This window comes from Bacillus sp. FSL W8-0519 (assembly GCF_038005585.1).
GTDB classification, from domain to species: Bacteria; Bacillota; Bacilli; order Bacillales; family Bacillaceae_G; genus Bacillus_A; species Bacillus_A paranthracis.
This window is the reverse complement of the sequence record NZ_JBBOTL010000002.1, coordinates 11,809-28,197: the sequence shown is the minus strand read 5'-3', so window position 1 is coordinate 28,197 and position 16,389 is coordinate 11,809. Positions and strand designations below refer to the sequence as shown.

The 16,389-nt window shown below is 32.0% G+C and carries 19 protein-coding genes and 1 pseudogene; 5 read left to right on the top strand and 15 right to left on the bottom strand.

All coding sequences use genetic code 11. The features are described 5' to 3' along the window. Positions 1–60: 60 nt before the first annotated feature. The 4 genes from NST14_RS28085 to NST14_RS28070 are packed head-to-tail and all read right to left on the bottom strand — an operon-like array spanning position 61 to position 4,423. Entirely contained in the window at positions 61–1,188 is a 1,128-nt protein-coding gene (locus tag NST14_RS28085; RefSeq protein ID WP_048520031.1) for a glycosyltransferase family 2 protein, read from the bottom strand. Beyond that, the gene (locus NST14_RS28080) at positions 1,185–2,195 is read right to left on the bottom strand and encodes a hypothetical protein (protein ID WP_175550453.1); all 1,011 of its coding nucleotides are present in this window, start codon (positions 2,193–2,195) and stop codon (positions 1,185–1,187) included. Before NST14_RS28080 ends, NST14_RS28085 begins: the two co-directional genes overlap by 4 nt. After that, positions 2,176–3,417, bottom strand: a complete 1,242-nt coding sequence (locus NST14_RS28075; RefSeq protein WP_000028781.1) for a methionine adenosyltransferase — start codon at positions 3,415–3,417, stop codon at positions 2,176–2,178. The genes NST14_RS28080 and NST14_RS28075 overlap by 20 nt, the downstream gene beginning before the upstream one ends. Next, a complete protein-coding gene (locus tag NST14_RS28070) occupies positions 3,401–4,423 on the bottom strand; it encodes a Gfo/Idh/MocA family oxidoreductase (protein ID WP_048520032.1) in 1,023 nt (340 codons plus the stop codon). The genes NST14_RS28075 and NST14_RS28070 overlap by 17 nt, the downstream gene beginning before the upstream one ends. A gap of 207 nt (positions 4,424–4,630) precedes the next feature. Between NST14_RS28070 and NST14_RS28065 the strand changes: the two genes are divergently transcribed. Genes NST14_RS28065 through NST14_RS28055 form a run of 3 tightly spaced genes read left to right on the top strand, consistent with a single transcriptional unit; the run spans position 4,631 to position 7,121 of the window. Beyond that, positions 4,631–5,497, top strand: a complete 867-nt coding sequence (locus NST14_RS28065; RefSeq protein ID WP_048520033.1) for a shikimate dehydrogenase — start codon at positions 4,631–4,633, stop codon at positions 5,495–5,497. After that, entirely contained in the window at positions 5,494–6,354 is an 861-nt protein-coding gene (locus NST14_RS28060) for a sugar phosphate isomerase/epimerase family protein (protein ID WP_073542001.1), read from the top strand. The genes NST14_RS28065 and NST14_RS28060 overlap by 4 nt, the downstream gene beginning before the upstream one ends. Continuing rightward, positions 6,351–7,121: a coenzyme F420-0:L-glutamate ligase gene (locus NST14_RS28055; RefSeq protein ID WP_048520034.1), complete on the top strand. Its 771-nt coding sequence runs from the start codon at positions 6,351–6,353 to the stop codon at positions 7,119–7,121. The genes NST14_RS28060 and NST14_RS28055 overlap by 4 nt, the downstream gene beginning before the upstream one ends. A gap of 105 nt (positions 7,122–7,226) precedes the next feature. On the opposite strand, the pseudogene NST14_RS28050 reads toward NST14_RS28055, so the two are convergent. The 5 genes and pseudogenes from NST14_RS28050 to NST14_RS28030 all read right to left on the bottom strand — a co-directional run. Continuing rightward, a pseudogene (locus NST14_RS28050) lies at positions 7,227–7,419 on the bottom strand (DDE-type integrase/transposase/recombinase); the annotation flags it as partial. Between the two features lie 35 nt (positions 7,420–7,454). Then, positions 7,455–7,688 (bottom strand): hypothetical protein, encoded by a 234-nt coding sequence (locus NST14_RS28045; RefSeq protein ID WP_048520035.1) that lies wholly within the window; start codon positions 7,686–7,688, stop codon positions 7,455–7,457. A 24-nt stretch (positions 7,689–7,712) separates the two neighbouring features. Further along, a complete protein-coding gene (locus NST14_RS28040; RefSeq protein ID WP_048520036.1) occupies positions 7,713–8,153 on the bottom strand; it encodes a LapA family protein in 441 nt (146 codons plus the stop codon). A 213-nt stretch (positions 8,154–8,366) separates the two neighbouring features. Beyond that, a complete protein-coding gene (locus NST14_RS28035; RefSeq protein WP_048520037.1) occupies positions 8,367–8,576 on the bottom strand; it encodes a hypothetical protein in 210 nt (69 codons plus the stop codon). Positions 8,577–8,606: 30 nt separating this feature from the next. After that, positions 8,607–8,909, bottom strand: a complete 303-nt coding sequence (locus NST14_RS28030; RefSeq protein ID WP_048520038.1) for a hypothetical protein — start codon at positions 8,907–8,909, stop codon at positions 8,607–8,609. 188 nt (positions 8,910–9,097) lie between these two features. Here NST14_RS28030 and NST14_RS28025 point away from each other — a divergent pair, with 188 nt between their 5' ends. Further along, complete coding sequence (locus NST14_RS28025; RefSeq protein WP_048520039.1) at positions 9,098–9,367, top strand: ribbon-helix-helix domain-containing protein; 270 nt, start codon at positions 9,098–9,100, stop codon at positions 9,365–9,367. Between the two features lie 211 nt (positions 9,368–9,578). Here the strand turns inward: NST14_RS28025 and NST14_RS28020 are convergent, their stop codons facing one another. After that, positions 9,579–11,009: an IS4-like element ISBce2 family transposase gene (locus tag NST14_RS28020; protein WP_001055915.1), complete on the bottom strand. Its 1,431-nt coding sequence runs from the start codon at positions 11,007–11,009 to the stop codon at positions 9,579–9,581. A 141-nt stretch (positions 11,010–11,150) separates the two neighbouring features. On the opposite strand from NST14_RS28020, the gene NST14_RS28015 reads away from it, so the two are divergent. Further along, the gene (locus NST14_RS28015) at positions 11,151–11,441 is read left to right on the top strand and encodes a DUF1281 family ferredoxin-like fold protein (RefSeq protein ID WP_000009206.1); all 291 of its coding nucleotides are present in this window, start codon (positions 11,151–11,153) and stop codon (positions 11,439–11,441) included. Between the two features lie 191 nt (positions 11,442–11,632). Here the strand turns inward: NST14_RS28015 and NST14_RS28010 are convergent, their stop codons facing one another. From NST14_RS28010 to NST14_RS27990, 5 genes are all read right to left on the bottom strand, one after another. Beyond that, on the bottom strand, positions 11,633–12,016 hold the full coding sequence (locus tag NST14_RS28010; protein ID WP_000955217.1) for a hypothetical protein: 384 nt from the start codon (positions 12,014–12,016) through the stop codon (positions 11,633–11,635). Between the two features lie 446 nt (positions 12,017–12,462). Further along, entirely contained in the window at positions 12,463–12,987 is a 525-nt protein-coding gene (locus tag NST14_RS28005; protein ID WP_227585696.1) for a hypothetical protein, read from the bottom strand. Between the two features lie 362 nt (positions 12,988–13,349). Further along, positions 13,350–14,207 carry an HAD family hydrolase gene (locus NST14_RS28000; RefSeq protein ID WP_000243342.1) on the bottom strand — a complete coding sequence of 286 codons (858 nt, stop codon included), beginning with the start codon at positions 14,205–14,207 and terminating at the stop codon, positions 13,350–13,352. Between the two features lie 108 nt (positions 14,208–14,315). After that, the gene (gene lacD, locus NST14_RS27995; RefSeq protein ID WP_000949804.1) at positions 14,316–15,305 is read right to left on the bottom strand and encodes a tagatose-bisphosphate aldolase; all 990 of its coding nucleotides are present in this window, start codon (positions 15,303–15,305) and stop codon (positions 14,316–14,318) included. Between the two features lie 17 nt (positions 15,306–15,322). Further along, a complete protein-coding gene (locus tag NST14_RS27990) occupies positions 15,323–16,258 on the bottom strand; it encodes a hexose kinase (RefSeq protein ID WP_049119202.1) in 936 nt (311 codons plus the stop codon). Positions 16,259–16,389 lie beyond the last annotated feature (131 nt).

Below are 16,389 nucleotides of genomic sequence, written 5' to 3'. Positions count from 1 at the left end.
TTTTCAAGGAAAAGGATAGTTATTCGAATTTTAAAAAAATACAAGGTATTAATCTTTAATTTAAATACTGTTTATAAAATCTACATCAAATTCAACATCTGATTTGACAGCTTCATTTTTTTGTAATTGCAATAAATCAATTTCCTTTTCGATATTAAGTTCTGCATCTTTCACATTAGAAATGTTTTGTAAATAGTCTACAACACGTAACAAATAATACGGCAATATTGATTTTGCAAGCAATTGACTATCTACCTGTCCTATCCTTTTCTCATGAGCAAGCAATATTTCCACCCAAACTGATGGATTAATTTCAATATCTTTTCTCATATTTAATATTGTCTCTTTCGATGCTAATATTTTATTAGCTTCCTCTTTTTTCTTTAATATTTCCTCTTGGCTTAAAAATATTTTAGGAGAAAATAAAACTGATGGATTACTAGATTTTATTACTGCTGTATTGAAAATGCCATTTTTCTTTTTACTTTCAAATATGATTTTGGAGGTTTCATAATAACTACTCGCAACTTCAACAAACATGTCTACCATTTTCCCGAAACTAGGGTTATGTTCTTTTCTATCTAGATTGATCTCCTCTATTCGAAAATTATTATATACAGCATGTAAAGTAAGAAATATATCAATACCATACCCATAACAATATTTGTGCCAGTGCACAGAATTGACAAGAAATTTGATGAAATTTTTCGATAAACCAAAATCACCAGCGATTGGCTGTCTTGGGCAATTGCCGTTCGTATGGTAATTGATTAATGGATAAACAAAGTGATTTGTTGTGTTCCCTTCCTGAAAACTCCTTGAATAATTAGGTACAACAAAATCTACTTTGTCTATTAAAAGTTCAGTGAATTTTTTAAGCCAAGACTCTGAAAAAGATGTAATATCACCATCAATTAATATGCAACCTTCACAATTATCTAGGTTATTTACAATATCAATTATTGCTTTAATATTGAAACCTTTACCAACTTCCTTGGTAACAACAGATATTTTTTTATTTAATGTTTTAACTGATGTAAATATTGTGGCCGTATTATCTGGACTGTTATTGTCTGCATTAATAATAACTATTTCTAGCCCTATTTTTACTGCTACACAATCAATTAATTGGGTAAGTTTAGAAATATTTTTTGCTTCATTATAAGTTGGAATTCCGATAGCAATCATAGTACTTCTTCCTTAAACCAGGTTGCAAGTGCTTTACTGTCCGGACCAAATAGTTCAGTTATTCCTGTATTGACCATACACTTAACTATATTATCCCTTACCAATGAAGCCTTATCACGATTTATGCTTGGTAGTGATCCAAGATAATTACCCTGATCATCTTGAAATGGTGTAGCCTGACCAGATATATGCCTACCTATTTTTTCATGAAGTATTAAATTTCTCTGTACCCCTTCCCATGGAGAAACAGAAAAATAATTTTGATAAGGATCAATTCTAATATTTAAAATTTTATCTATTTTCGATTGCTCAAAATGGGTTTCTATAGAATGATCTTCTGGTAATATTCTAGTTTTATTATTCCATGAATTTGCCGATTTAGCAGATAATATAGTAGCTAACTTATTCATATAATCGTCAGCCTTTACTGCTGTCTCTCTTACATCGAACCATCGAATTCCTTCTTTTGTAAAAAGTTCACCATTTTCATCATATCCAATACGAACTAAGTCATTACCAATAAGACTTAATCCTAATTCTTGACATAATCTAAAGGACAATGTTGTTTTACCAGACCCTTTTTCTCCTAAAATCAAATATGATCTATCTTTTTCTTTTGAATAAACGGCTGCCGCATGTATCAATAAACTATTTGTGTAGGAAGCCTGTAAGCATTCAGACATATATTCAGATAAAAAATATAGCGCTCGTCCCTCAACAAATAGTTCCAATGGGCCTTTTACTGATAGGCAGCGATTATCAGAATCGAAAGTAACACTAGTAATTTCATCTTGAATGTAATTTATTAATCCCGATATTTTAATTGCTTCTACTTGGTTATGTGTATTCAATCCCAATTCTTTTTGAATCGATAAAATGTTATTAAATATAGTATCCCGTTCAGATGAAATTTGAATCTCAACACATCCATTAATAATTTTCTTACCTATATGTCCGCTTCTTTTCTTTGTATTTATTAACGTTGAATCAATATATATCTTTTCCATACTTCACCTCATCTATGACATTAGTTCGAGGAATAAATGGCTGTTCGTTTATAATAGATATAGTAGTCTCCACACCAGTATTAAGTGCATCTTTAATAATATTCTGTATAATTATCTCATCCACTTTTTTTGCTGTGGATACTAATATTTTTGAAGGTGAGTATAATTTATCCCCAATATTTGCCCGAAGTATAACTTGACATGGTACCCCAGTTGCTTCATAAATTCTTTTTGAAATGACATCAGCATGATATCCAAGAACCTTACCAACAAAGTATGTAGCATTCTTACCATGCGGGGCTTCCATTGTGTTAGGACGGAAACTTGAAATGATACCGTGAGTCTTATTCCCTCTACCAACTGCACCCTCTTCACCAAAGTCTGTACATGAACCAGCTGTAACTAGATATGGTGGACGGGAATTTAAAATCAATTGAATATCATCATTCGGATATAGAGATTTTATGTACCTTTTCAGGTTATCTTTTAACTTATTTTCACGCAAAAAATACTGATCTGCATTTGCTGTCATAGTTGTTATTTGTGGTACTGCGACTGTAGCTACGATAGTATCACCATCTCTAACTACCATTACTTTAATATCGCCACCAAATTCTGTAAATCTTGGATAAGGTAAATCAGCAGTATTATTTTTGTAGAAATATCCTTCTATATCAAGTGCTAGCTTTTCTGACTTTGTAAGTGGCCAGTAACTAATCATTGTTGCTGTATCGTTTGCAGTTGGACCCTCATTATTGTATTCTGGTAAATCATTTTTGTCTCTAGGGTTGAACCAATAAGGGCGTGTACTATGAGAACTAGTTATAGAACGAAATTCAATTACTGACTTAGAATTTACATCTAAATGTGGTAAGACTCTTGACAAATATTTCTTAGCTGCTTTAATTTGTATATCCTCCAGCGGGATTGTTTCATCACCAAAACTTTTACTTCCTCGTCCCATGAAAATGACTTTTATTGGATCTGAAAAATTATCACCACCATATTTTTGTATACAGTGGCCTCCTACAATCATGACCTTATCGAAATTATGATGCGGAATATAACCAAATTTATCAAGGCAATATCTACAATATTCGATTTCAGCTGCCTCTGCTATCCCATCAGCCAAAGTATCAGGATGTCCTAATCCTTTTCTTTCTACTACCTCGAATTGTAATTTATCTGGTGTAATAAAATCATTATTAATAGTTATAGACATAATTATCCTCCTTTTTAATATGAATAATATTTGCATTGTTAAATAAAAGGATTGCTTGTTTAGATTGCTGTATAGCGTATTCTAGTTTACAACCCTCAGCAATATTATTATTAATAATACTGAATATATTTTCTCTTAACATATCATCATGAATTAACATCGATTCTTCTCCAAATTTTAATTCAGCATATAAGCGTTTATTTGAGGGATGAGGATCCATAATAACTCTATGATTAAAGTTTTCTCCTTCTATCACTAAGGATCTATCTATGAAACAATTATCAGAAACTTCATTTTCGGGGGATACTTTAAAATCACCCAGAAAACTATTTATAACTACTGTTGTATCATTTTTAGTGACATATTCAATATAGATTCCCTGATTATTTTTATCATCTGAATCAATATATAGTATATTTTTTACCAATGCCATGAGATTAACTGGTTTATCTAGTATATCTAGTATCGCTAATATATGTGGCAACTCAATACCATATGCACCGATATCATTATCTATAAATCTTCCGCTTTTATTATCTGCATTCCTATCTTTGGACATGGTAATTTTCACCCGTTTAATCTTTTCTTTAGAAAGTCTTTCTTGTAAACATTTTATTACTTTTGATCTGTAATATTGTTCATTAACAATAATTCTTTCATGTAGTGAATTATCATTATTAAGTAACTCATACAATATATGTTTTTCATAGGCATTATTAAATAAAGGTTTTTCAATAATAACACGATCAAATCTAACATCATCTGATATTATTCGTCTCAAAACCTCGATATGGGTATTAGATGGTGTACAAATATCCACAAAACTATACGATATATTTGATGGGGATTTTTCAATACGAAAACCATCTGCTTGAGCACTCTCTAGTCGTGTTTTAGTAACATCAGTTACAAAAACATTTATACCACATTGTTTCCAAATCTTTGCCTTAATTTTGCCAATCTTACCATAGCCCATAATTAATACACTGGGATTTAATTGATGCATTACCACTTACTCCTTTATACATAACTAATATAAATTGACGTCTATTGCAGTTAACCTTCTAAATAGTTACAAATTTACACCTCTTTCATTCTTTTGTAAAAAAATGTCTTTAAAAGCGGTATTTTGTTGGCTATTATACAATAATTGTGTATGTTGTCAATATTATAAAAAAATAAATATTCTAAAAATGAAAAGGAGGAGACAAATATGAAAGAAAAATATTCTGCATTAATTGGTAACCCAGTAGCTCATTCTGTTTCTGATATTATGTTTAGCGAATTAATTAATAGTGCTGAATTTGATTGTAATTATCGTCATGATAAAATCAAAGTATTATCTAACGAACTAAAAGATACATTAGAGTTGCTATTAAAAAAGAAATATGTAGGACTAAATGTTACTTTGCCCTATAAGCGATCTGTAATGGAACTTATAGATCAATTAGATTTAACAGCCGTTAATGTCGGGGCCGTAAATACAATTAAAATAAACAGCAATGGACTCGTCGGATATAATACAGATTGGATTGGTTTATACAAGCCTATACTAATAAATTCAAAAAAAGATAATCCGACAGTTTGTATTTTGGGAACTGGTGGTGCTAGTAGAGCTGCAATATATGCAGCAAAAAAAATTAGCAATAATGTGTATGTTCTATATAGGGATCATCCAAATATTAGTGATTCAACTCAAGATTTACTCAATAAACAGAAAGCACTACAAATAACTCTACTACCCTACTCTGATGTAAAAGGGATAGTTGATAAATCTGATATTATTATCAACACAACATCAACTGGTATGAAAGGTAATGTGGCAAAAGCCCCTTTTAATATTGACCTTTTAAAAAGTGTTAACATGCAGGAAAAACTCTTTATTGATGCGGTCTTCAATCCAGTAAAAACTATCTTATTACAATTTTTCTCCAATAATGGTGCAAAAGTAGTTGATGGCTTATGGATGATGATCTATCAGGGGATATTAGCATTATCTATTTGGTTTGATAAAGATATTGATATAAAACATTCAGAACTAATAAAAATCCACAAATTATTAACGGAGGCCATTCTATGAAAGCTAAATTAACTATCAATCTTGATGAGATTTCGAGCAACATAGATTCATCTTTTACTTTTTTAAAAGAAATGGATTTACATACATGTGAACTACGCATGATTAATAATAAAAACCTTTCCCTAATGAATAAAAATGAAATTGTAGATTTTGCTAATAAGTTAAAATCGTCAGGAATTACCCCTGTTTCTATAGCAAGTCCACTTTTTAAATGGACTACTAATAACTCCATCGAGACTATCATACATGATAGTTTCGGCATAGACCCTAATTTATCTCTTTCTGAAAAGGAGAAACTAATGGATAATATTCTAAAATATGCTGACATATTATCTATTGATAAAATTAGAATCTTCTCCTACCTAGGTAAAGTCGAGAATCCGGTTAGCAATTTTGTCAGAGATAAATTGTTCGAAAAAATAATAAACGATAATCATACATTTTTATTGGAAAATGAACCAGTTTGTACGATTTATATGAAAAAGCACTTAGAAGATTTTGTTAAATTTATTGATAGTAATAATATTACTAATATTAAAATCTGGTTGGATATTGCGAATTTAATCCAAGTTGGTGAAGATATAGATGAATCGTTCCTAGAAAAGATTGCACCACATATTGAGTACCTGCATATTAAGGACTTTATATATGTAGGTACTTCTATAAAATACGTACCTGTTGGAACGGGGGTAATTAATTATGCGAAAATTCTATCTCTACTAAATAAACACATTCCAGATAGTCAAGATATCACTATAAGTATTGAAACCCACGCTAAAAATGAAGAAGAGAAATACAGTTATTCAAAACAATCTGTTATTAAGTTACGGGAAAAATTAGAGGAGGTAAAAATATGAAGATCAATGTTGAAGCAGTTCCAGGTATACCAAAAATTAATATAGGTGACAATATTGGCGATTTTATCGCTTTGTCAGTCATAAAATCGAGCTTTGAAATAAAAGATGGTGATATACTATGCGTAGCTTCAAAAGCAGTTTCAACTGCAGAAGGACGCGACATCAATCTTAGTAACATAAAACCAAGTGATTTAGCTAATCAAATACATGAAAAAATCCCAAGAAAAAATCCTAGAGTAATTCAAAAAATAATAGATGAAACAGGTGATCCTTCAGGTGGTAAGTTAGAAATAGACAATAATTATATTGGAGCTTGGTTACCAAATGGAATGCGTTTAACAAGTGCTGGAATAGATAAAATTGATTTTGAGCATGTAATGCTTTTACCAGAGAATCCCGACCTAAGTGCAAAGAAAATTAGTGAAACATTACAAAAAAGACTAAACGTTAAAGTTGGAGTGATAATTACCGATAGTGATGGGCGGATTGAAAAGCTTGGAGCGACTCAAATTGCTATAGGCCTATATGGTGTCCCTGCTCTAAGAATCAGTGAGGTAGTCGACATAAATACTAATGAGATGAAGAAATCTACAGAAACCTTTTGTGACCTTCTTGCTGCTACTGCCGCTCTTATAATGGGACAACGAGGTACAAATAAACCAATAGTAAAAATTAGTGGTGTAGAATATGAATTTAATGAGAATAGCCAAATAATTGATTCATTAAGTAGAGTCCCAAAAGATTATTTTAATTCCCATAAAAAATAACTAAATTAGATTTAAAATAGCATATTAATATTTTATTAGTTCTGTTGCAAATATATGAAGAAGAACATGGATGATAGTAGATTCCTAACGGAATCTTATTTTATGCTATAAGTTCAAATACTCGGTGGACAAACTGATTCTACAAATCAATTTGTCCCTTTTTATCATATGCATGGCTTCTACACCACTCAATACAGAAGTTGCTGTTTTATATAACTTAAATCCCAACATAGCACACACGCTTCTTGATAAAACGATGATTTTGTTCCACTATATTATTAAGGTATCTAACTTGCCTTTGGGTATATGGCTCTCTCTCCTTCAATCTAGCTATCAATCACATATGGACACAGATGGACTAAAGGATGTATGCTTGGTATCATTTACATTTAATACTACAATTTTATCAATAAGATTAATTGCTTTATGCAATGAAATGTTTTTTCCATAACATTTATAACCTAGTTCTAGAGTTAAAAGTGTAGCTTCACTTAACAGATATTGTTTTTGAATCTCCTCAATTTCTTTCCCTGCTTCACGAAGATTTATATACTGTTCTATAGACATATTTTTATTCTTCTCTCACTACACTTATATATCTAAATTGCTATTGTCATCTTTTATTTCGTTTTCTCTTTCTTCAGCTTCTAACATAAATTTAGCGTAAATCATTATCTTTTCTAGTTCATCTTTCGTCGCGTTATAATCTGTGATATAGCGTTCTTTTCTTCCTGGACTCATATATTTATTATTTTTCATTTCGTTTATTGTTTCTATATTCAAGATTTTTCTTTTTTCTTTCAACTCATGAAAGAGTTTTAAATTAATGGCTAGACCTATACTCCAAAGAATCAAACCAATAATGAAAGAAAGTAATAGATGTACTGAAAGAGAATTATCACTGATCATGAAATAAAGAAAATAGATAATTGAGATTGTCCACAAAAATGGATTGTAGTACTCTTGTATTTTTTTATATTTTTTTATTTTTATTTCGTGTTGCTTTTTTCTCATTTCAAGAGTCTCTAACATGTAAAAGCTCCTTTTAATTAGTTAACAAAGTTTTTTTCAAGCGTTGAGTATAAACGTTACATTTTTACTCTGTTTCTATAATAATAATTGTGATTTTCCTGCTCAGAATTACCTTCTTAGTTTATTGTAGATGTTGTATTCTGTCCTTTCATCTGTCTATATTTAATAAATTGATTACTTTTAAAACAATAATTTCAAATAGAATTAAGTTCTTCAATCTTTTCCGGCATCACTACTGCTTGTAATAGATGAAAACAAAGCAACATCCATCGCCTTCTTATTACTACTAGAATACCCTCTATATGTTGGTTTACCAAAAAACATCCGTCCCATTAATATCAAAGTGATTAGTAATGTAGATACACAACCCACTATCCATAAATAAGACCAAAATAAATTAATCAAATCATTAAAATTATTCATTTAAATCCCCCTAAATTAGTTATTTTATGTTCATAGTCTAATTGCATTAAAAATAGCTATCAGCAAAAAAAATCCTAATAAGCATAAAATTATTATATTCAATGAGGTCCCTGTGTACTGTCCAATTGTTGCAGTCAAGTTTTTATAAGTAGGTTCAAATTTATCTTTAAACATAAGTAAAATTCCCGAACTAATTAAACATATAATTGCACCAGTTAATCTTATTATGTCTGGGGCATACAACTGTTTATTTTTTAACCAAAGAACAATAATCGATGCCATGGTAACTATAGAAAAGATAAAGATTGATGTGATAAGAGTTAAAAGTCCCATCGTGGTAACACCCCCTTTGTTTAATCGAAGTCATATCCGGCAACTAAAACCTTATATTTTAATTATATAATGAATATGGAGATTAAACAACAATAAACTTCATGAAGTTTATTGTTGTTTAATTAAATTGATAGAAACTCAATAGTAATGCTATTATATAACTATGAAAAAGTTAAAGGATGTTTAATATGACTAAAAAGAAACACTATAAAGTAGTGAATAGAAAACAATTATCTACAACATTAGCCAATGATTTAAATGAAAAATTAGAAAAGCTTAAAGAGGATACTGATATACCTAAAACAAGATTATTAGACCAGGCGGTATCATTGCTATTACTCTTTCAGTCTAATTCTACTAATGCTTTCATTAGCGAAATGAATGAATTAAAAGAACAAAAGGGATTTAATAGTAGTGAACTGACAGACTATATTTTAAATAATCTTAAGAAGGAATAGAGGTAATTAATTTTATTGGAGGTTTTATATTTGCACATAGCGACTATTAATAAAGCTATTATTTCTCATTTAGGGGTCCCGCCACACATCCATCAACTTAACGTATATTTTTATATAAAATGCGGTCTTTCCACGTAGTTTTTTATTATCTTTTATAGATGTTATAAAAGTAGGCACATCAAATAAACCCTGACGGGTTTCAAATTTTTCGCTATGCTACCTGATGGGCAGAAGTGGTATACTCATACACAACACCTAAAATATCAAAGACTGTTTTTTTCTCATATCTGTGAGATTTTCGTCCGTTTCGCTGTAGGAGGTTAAACAGACGAAGGAGAATCTTTGATAATTCTTGGGTGTTTTTATGTAGTGCTTGATGAAAAAGTAAGAAATAATCTTTAATTATGTACATCGCTTTATATTCACTTAGTTCTTTCTGTTTCTTACGTAACAGGAGTTCTCTCATTTTAAACATAGTAGAAGAACATAATAGGATACTAATGAGTTGTCCATAAAGGTGGCATTCTAATCGCTCTTGTTTAATAGATTTACAACGATGAATTCGAAACCAAGATTTCCATATTTTAAATAACAGCTCAATTTGCCAACGCAGTGAATATAAATCATAGATTTTCTCTTTCGGTACCCATTCCGTAGGAATGTTTGTCATATATACCGTAATTCCTTGTAAAAGTTTCGTACGCTCTGTATATGTAATCCCTTTTTTCTTTTCACGAATAGCTCGATCATGTAGACGTTTCTGTTTTTGCTCCTCTGTACATCTATAAACCACAATGCGAGTGGGTAGTTTGTCTTTGCTCCCTACATATACATCATGTAATTCATACACTTGGCCAGGTTGTAATTGGTTCATGATGTCTTCCAAATGAATTTGTATATATACCGGTCTCAATTGAGCAGGTTTTGTTTTAAATACCACTGTTTCGAATTCTTTTCTATATATTTTAGTTGGTAATTTAAGACGCGATAAATAATACCCTTCCTTATCTTGGATCGATTTAAAGTCTTGTAAACGAAAATACCCTAAGTCACGAATATATAGTTCATTCTTTTGTGTCATGTCCATTCGAGTCGCCCCATATGCCTGATCACTTCGTTTTCCTGGTTCAATTTTCACATCAGAAAACTCTCCGCTCAACAAGTCATACTCTAATTGAATTTTCACACCAGCTGTATGACTACAGCCTCCGGCACCAGGATAAGTAGCTGCGAATCGATCTGGAACTTGAAAGGTTGTAGAATCAAGGATGCGAATCCGCTTAAAGTAAGCAGAAAGAGAATGAGAAATTGTAGATGATCCTCCAATTTTAGCTTGTAGAAGTGTAGTAAATACATTTCGAAAGAAGGCTACAGAAGCCGAGTTAAATCGTCGATTCAGTCCCTCAGGACTTAATAAAATTCCTGTTGAAGTTTCTAATTGACTACAAAGTTGAGTAAGAGAGGTTGTAGCGATTTGTTGATTTAACCATACACACAAAGATAAAAAATGGTGCCCATGGCACTTACGTTTTCGTTTCATTCCACCTGCTTCTATAGCTAATTGATTAAGTGTAGCGGGAGACATATATCGATATAACTCTTCGGCAAATAAAGACAGCTCTTGTTTTTGATGCATATTCATAAAAAGCACGTCACCCTTTCTCATTAACATAAGAGAATAGTAACGTGCTTTTAAGTTTAAGAATAGTCTAAATCCTTAAGTTGATGGATGTGTGGCTGTACCCCTAATACTCTTATTGTGAAAGGAAATGAAAAGGAAAGAATGAGCTTTTTAGTATCAGAGGTAAAAGCCCCGAAAAACTATGATGGCTCTCTTTATATTCGTCAAACAGCAGAAGAAATTTTTTTGTTGTTTGAGACTCGTTGGAGTCCGGATGAACACTGGTTTCAGGAAGCCTGCGAGAAATTTCCTACTCTTGAAATTGAATTAATCCATGTGGAAGAAAACGAGGGGATTGCCGGTAGAATGTGGAACGATGGTGGGAATGTCAAAAGCATCTTAGCTTACAGAGACGAAGATAGACACGCCTATAACCAAATTGTGTATTCATAAGAATATCGCTTGATATATTAACCTTAAAATATATCAATACCAATAGGTTAATCTAGTTTACTAGGTTAATCATTTACAAATCACGATAATTTTATAAAGTGAACAACAAAATGAACTAAAATAAAAAAACCACAATGCACATTACAATGCAACTTGTGGTTTTTTTATTTCAATACGTTTAACTTGTTCTTTTATTTTTCACGAAGTCGATTCATTTGTTCATACAACTGTTGTATTTGGTTAGTATAAGCTTCATTCATCTTGCGTATTTGATTTGCATATTCTTCATTAGCAGTAGTTAATTTTTTTTGATACTCTCTTTCTAATTCTAGCAAAGCGTTATTCTTTTCGTTAAGTGCTTTTTCATCTTTTCGCTCTAACTCTACCATGTGATGTTCTTTTAACGCTTCCATTTGATCGTTCAAATTTTCAATTTCCTCCTTTATGTCAACCGTTTCATAAAAGTGTTTCTGTATCTGCGCCTTTAACTCTTCTCGCTCAGTAGCAAACTCTTCTTTCAATTTCTTATTTTCATCAACGTAAGACTGGTATTCATTAGCTATTCCGGTCAGCATATCAATCCTTATTCAAATCAATTATATTACTATGTTAACTAGGTTAATAAAGTTAACTAAAAAGATATATTTATTTCATTTATTGTATCATTCCAATTCCTCTTCATCTATCGTTACAAACGAGAAGAATAGATTTAATTGTTTCTGTTAAACTAAAACTTTAACCTTTTCTCAATACATTACTAACATCTCATTTTAAAAAAATATTAACCTTTTAAATATTATATTATCGATTGATTAACCATATTAACCTAGTTAACTTTTATAAAAAAATAAAAAACTAATAATAAAATAAAATAGCCACTTATTCATATGAACAGGGGCTATTCAGTGCTTGAGAATCGCATTTAAACGAAGCTATCTTTTATTTTGTGCGTAATTGGTCACTCGATGCAAAATAAACGCATTTATTTTTTCGGTGATATTTCAGAGCTACAGTATTCATTTTAAACTCTTCTTCTTTGGTGAACGCTTTCAAGTGCTTGATTAATTGTTCGTTCTACCCATTGGCTCATGGTGATATTCTCTTGTTCGGCTAATTGCTTTACAGTGTCCAACATCTTTATTGGTAGTTCTAAATTCGTTTTACGATAAGCACTCCGAACAACCAAGAAGCCTTCAGCAATCTCAATCGTTCCCTCTTTTATAAAAGGAATAAGCTGGTCTAGTTTAAAAGGAACAGAATGATGGAGGGATATTTCCCCTGCTTTCATCGAAATATACACACCCTGCTCCTGTTCCCGAATCCCTACATTTTCAATTCCCCAAGATTCATACAAAAAGTCAATAAACGGATATAAAATATCCTCCCCTTTAGGAATCTGGATATGAACGTAGCCTTTATAATCTAGTATATCTTTATGGATTTCATAACAAGGTTCTAGGCCATACTTTTCAATCCCTTCATTATATTCTACCCATTTTTGATAGTATGGAAGATAAAATCCCCAGTTTAATTCTTCATCTTTCATCACCCTGGCAGCTGTACTATCTGGAGATTGAAAGTACTGAAAAAGCACAATATCATGGTTAGTATCATAATATTCATTTTTTCGAACACGCTCAAATTCCAAGGACTGAAACAATTCTTTTGCTTCTAGGAATGCCTTTTCTGAAATAACATAATTCGTTCGATAATTTCCATCACAAGCTATGTGTTATTTATAATTATCGAACACATCATAATAATATACAAGAAAAGGAGGTTAATCATTATCTCAAATGATTAACCTCCTTTTCTTGTATATTACAAATCTCTCATGAAAACCAGTTTTTTCGGAGTGTCACAGTGACCGGTTTTTTGATTCTAAAAATCTCAATAAACTTCGGGCGGTCACAGTGACAGTACTTTAGATTTAAGATAATGGTATACTCCATCTTCATCGCAGGTGAATTCCGTTACATCATCCGCGATTTCTTTGATATGTTCTGGAGCGTTTTTCATAGCGACAGCATAACTAACAAACTGTAACATTGGTAAATCATTATCGCTGTCCCCAATAGCGAGAGTCTCTCCTCCGGACAAACTAAAATGCTGCAGCATCTGTTTTATCCCTGTTGCTTTATTCACGTTTGCAGCCATTAATTCAACATTGTGTTCAGTAGATGAAGAGGTAGTAAAATCCATTACCTGCTTAATTTTATCAAGTTCATTTTTCCAACTATTTATTTGTTTTTTTGTTCTAGCAAAGAAGTAGAACTTTGAGAATTCATTTCCTTCTATTTTATCCATCCATGCTATTTCTTCTTTAATGGAATGCTTACGAGAAAGCCACTCGTTCATACCGACACTGTTTGGTTTCGGTTCTTTTACTTCATTTAAAACATATTGTTGATCTTGTTTTAATATAACTCGGGATGCTCCATAAGGGTAAAGCTCATAATATACTTTATTTTCTCTAGCTTTGTTAATAATAGTTTCCACCAATCTAAGTGATAGTGAATGTTTAAATATAACTTTTTTCCCTACATACCCTGTCGCACCATTTGAGGTAATTAACCCATCAACTTGAAAACCTTTTGGGACTAATCTTTCTATTTCATCCGCATCTCTACCTGTAGCTAGAATAACGTATATTCCTTGATTACGTAATGCATCAATGATTTCCTTTGTTTGAATTCTCACCTTATTTTGGTGATTTAATATGGTACCATCCATGTCCAAGAAAATAGCCTTAGGTTTTAATACCATAATGATTCCTCCTTATATAATTATGTCTAGATACTTCTTTCAGCCATATTGAAAAATGGTAAAAGCAGAGTAATATCATATACTCTGCTTTACTCAATGAGTTTTTAATTAAATATTTTCTACTTTATCAAACCATGGACTTGCTGTTTCTTTTAAAACGGCATTAAGTTCTTCGATGTTTTGTCTGCCTTCTGATCTTAGCCATTCTCGGCCATCTTGTTCACCTTTTTCACCGAAAACATTAACACCATTCTTCCAGGTTGCTCGTCCGCATAATACACCATTAAAGGTAGATCCCGCCTCTTTTGCAAATGTTAATGTATCTTGGAATAACTGCGCTGAAACACCCGCACTTAAAAAGATGAATGGTAACGTCGTAGCATCACTTTGTTCTTTAAATAATTGAAGCGCTTCTTCCCTAGAATGGATAACTTCATCTCCATATCCTTCTACGAATTTCATATTAACAGGAACTTCGACTTTCAGGACGTCCACTTTGTATTGTGGTTTTGAGAATTCCTTCATTGCATCAATCACTTTATGAGGTTTCACCTTGGCATATTCTTTTCCTTTTACATCATCGTTATTGGCATCATAAGTCACAATTTCTAAAAAGAAGGGGATTTCTTCAGCCTCACATTCTGAACCAATTCGCTCCATATATACATGTTTATACTCATTAATTTTTTCTTCTTCATCTACATCATAGTAGAGTAAAAATTTAATAGCATCGGCACCAAGGTCTTTTAGGCGTTTAACAGACCATTCCTCCAATAAATCAGGCAGGCGTCCTGGCTCTGATGCATCATAGCCTGTTTTTTCATAAGCCATGATGAGTCCGGCATCTTGATGTCTTATTTTCGAAGCGGGTAAGCCATATTCAGGATCAAGTAAGATCGATGAAGCAAAAGGTGTCAGTTCCTCCGATACCAATTTTTTATACGTAATGATTCCTTCATCTCCAATCTCCTGATCACTTGCATTAGCAATCATTTTCTTAAGAGATCCACGTTGGTCAATCGCAAGTGCCCCGATTACTCCGTTTTCATTTGATAATCGTTTCAATGCTTCTAATTTATTCTTTTTTAATGATAGCATAGTAGTAGTCTCCCTTTTTAGTAGATTTCGTTTATCTCAACTAAATTAAAATAGTGCAGAAAGTGGTTCAGATTAACGCTTCCGGTCCCAGCTTCTATTGTGTTCAGCATCCCTGCCGTCATCGAGGTTTTGATGGCGGTTTCAATGGATTCCCCTCTATTTAAAGAAACAGCTAACCCCGCAACTGTCGCATCACCTGATCCTACTGGATTTACCACATTAATTTTTGGTATAATTGCGTTATAGAATCGATCCTTATATTTAACCAAAGCACCTTTACTTCCCATTGAAACCATCACGCATTCAATATCGTTAAATAATTCATGCGATAATACTTCTTTTAAGAGATTTCTATCATTATTGACCTCTTTCCCAATAAGCTGAGACAATTCAGTATGGTTTGGTTTAATGGCAAAGGGCTTTTCCTTATGAAGAAGTACTTGTTTTAAGGATTCTCCCGAGGAGTCAAGTATCACAGGAACGTCTTTTTTATGACTGATGACTAGCATTTGATGGTAGAAATCATCGGGTAACCCTTTTGGCAGACTTCCTGAAATCGTAACAAATGAGGTCTTTGATAATAGACCTTCAAATTTATCTAAAAATGCTTTGCCTTCTTTTAGGGATAGGGTTGGACCCGATTCGAGGATCTCTGTTTGCATTCCTTCGTGAAGAATGGCAATACAATTTCGTGATTCTTTTTCAGTCTTTAAAAAGTCATTTTTAATACCAGATTTTTTTAATTCTTGGTTGATAAAATCACCAAGGGTGCCGCCAATAACACCAGTAGCCAGAACATCTTCTTCTAATTGTGAAATAACCCGTGTAACATTTAATCCTTTTCCGCCTGCGGTTTTACTCACATGTTCTATTCTATTAATCTCATTTAATTTAAATTGTTTAAGAGGGTAAGAAATATCAACTGAGGGATTCATTGTGACTGATAAAATCATTTCACTGCCTCTTTCTCGTGTTTTTTCTTTTTTAGCTCTGTTTATGATGAATGTTGATAAATTGCCTTTGGGCCATGTGATCAGCATTTTTCTGCATAAATGGCTGAACGTATGCCCCGAAGGCAATTGCA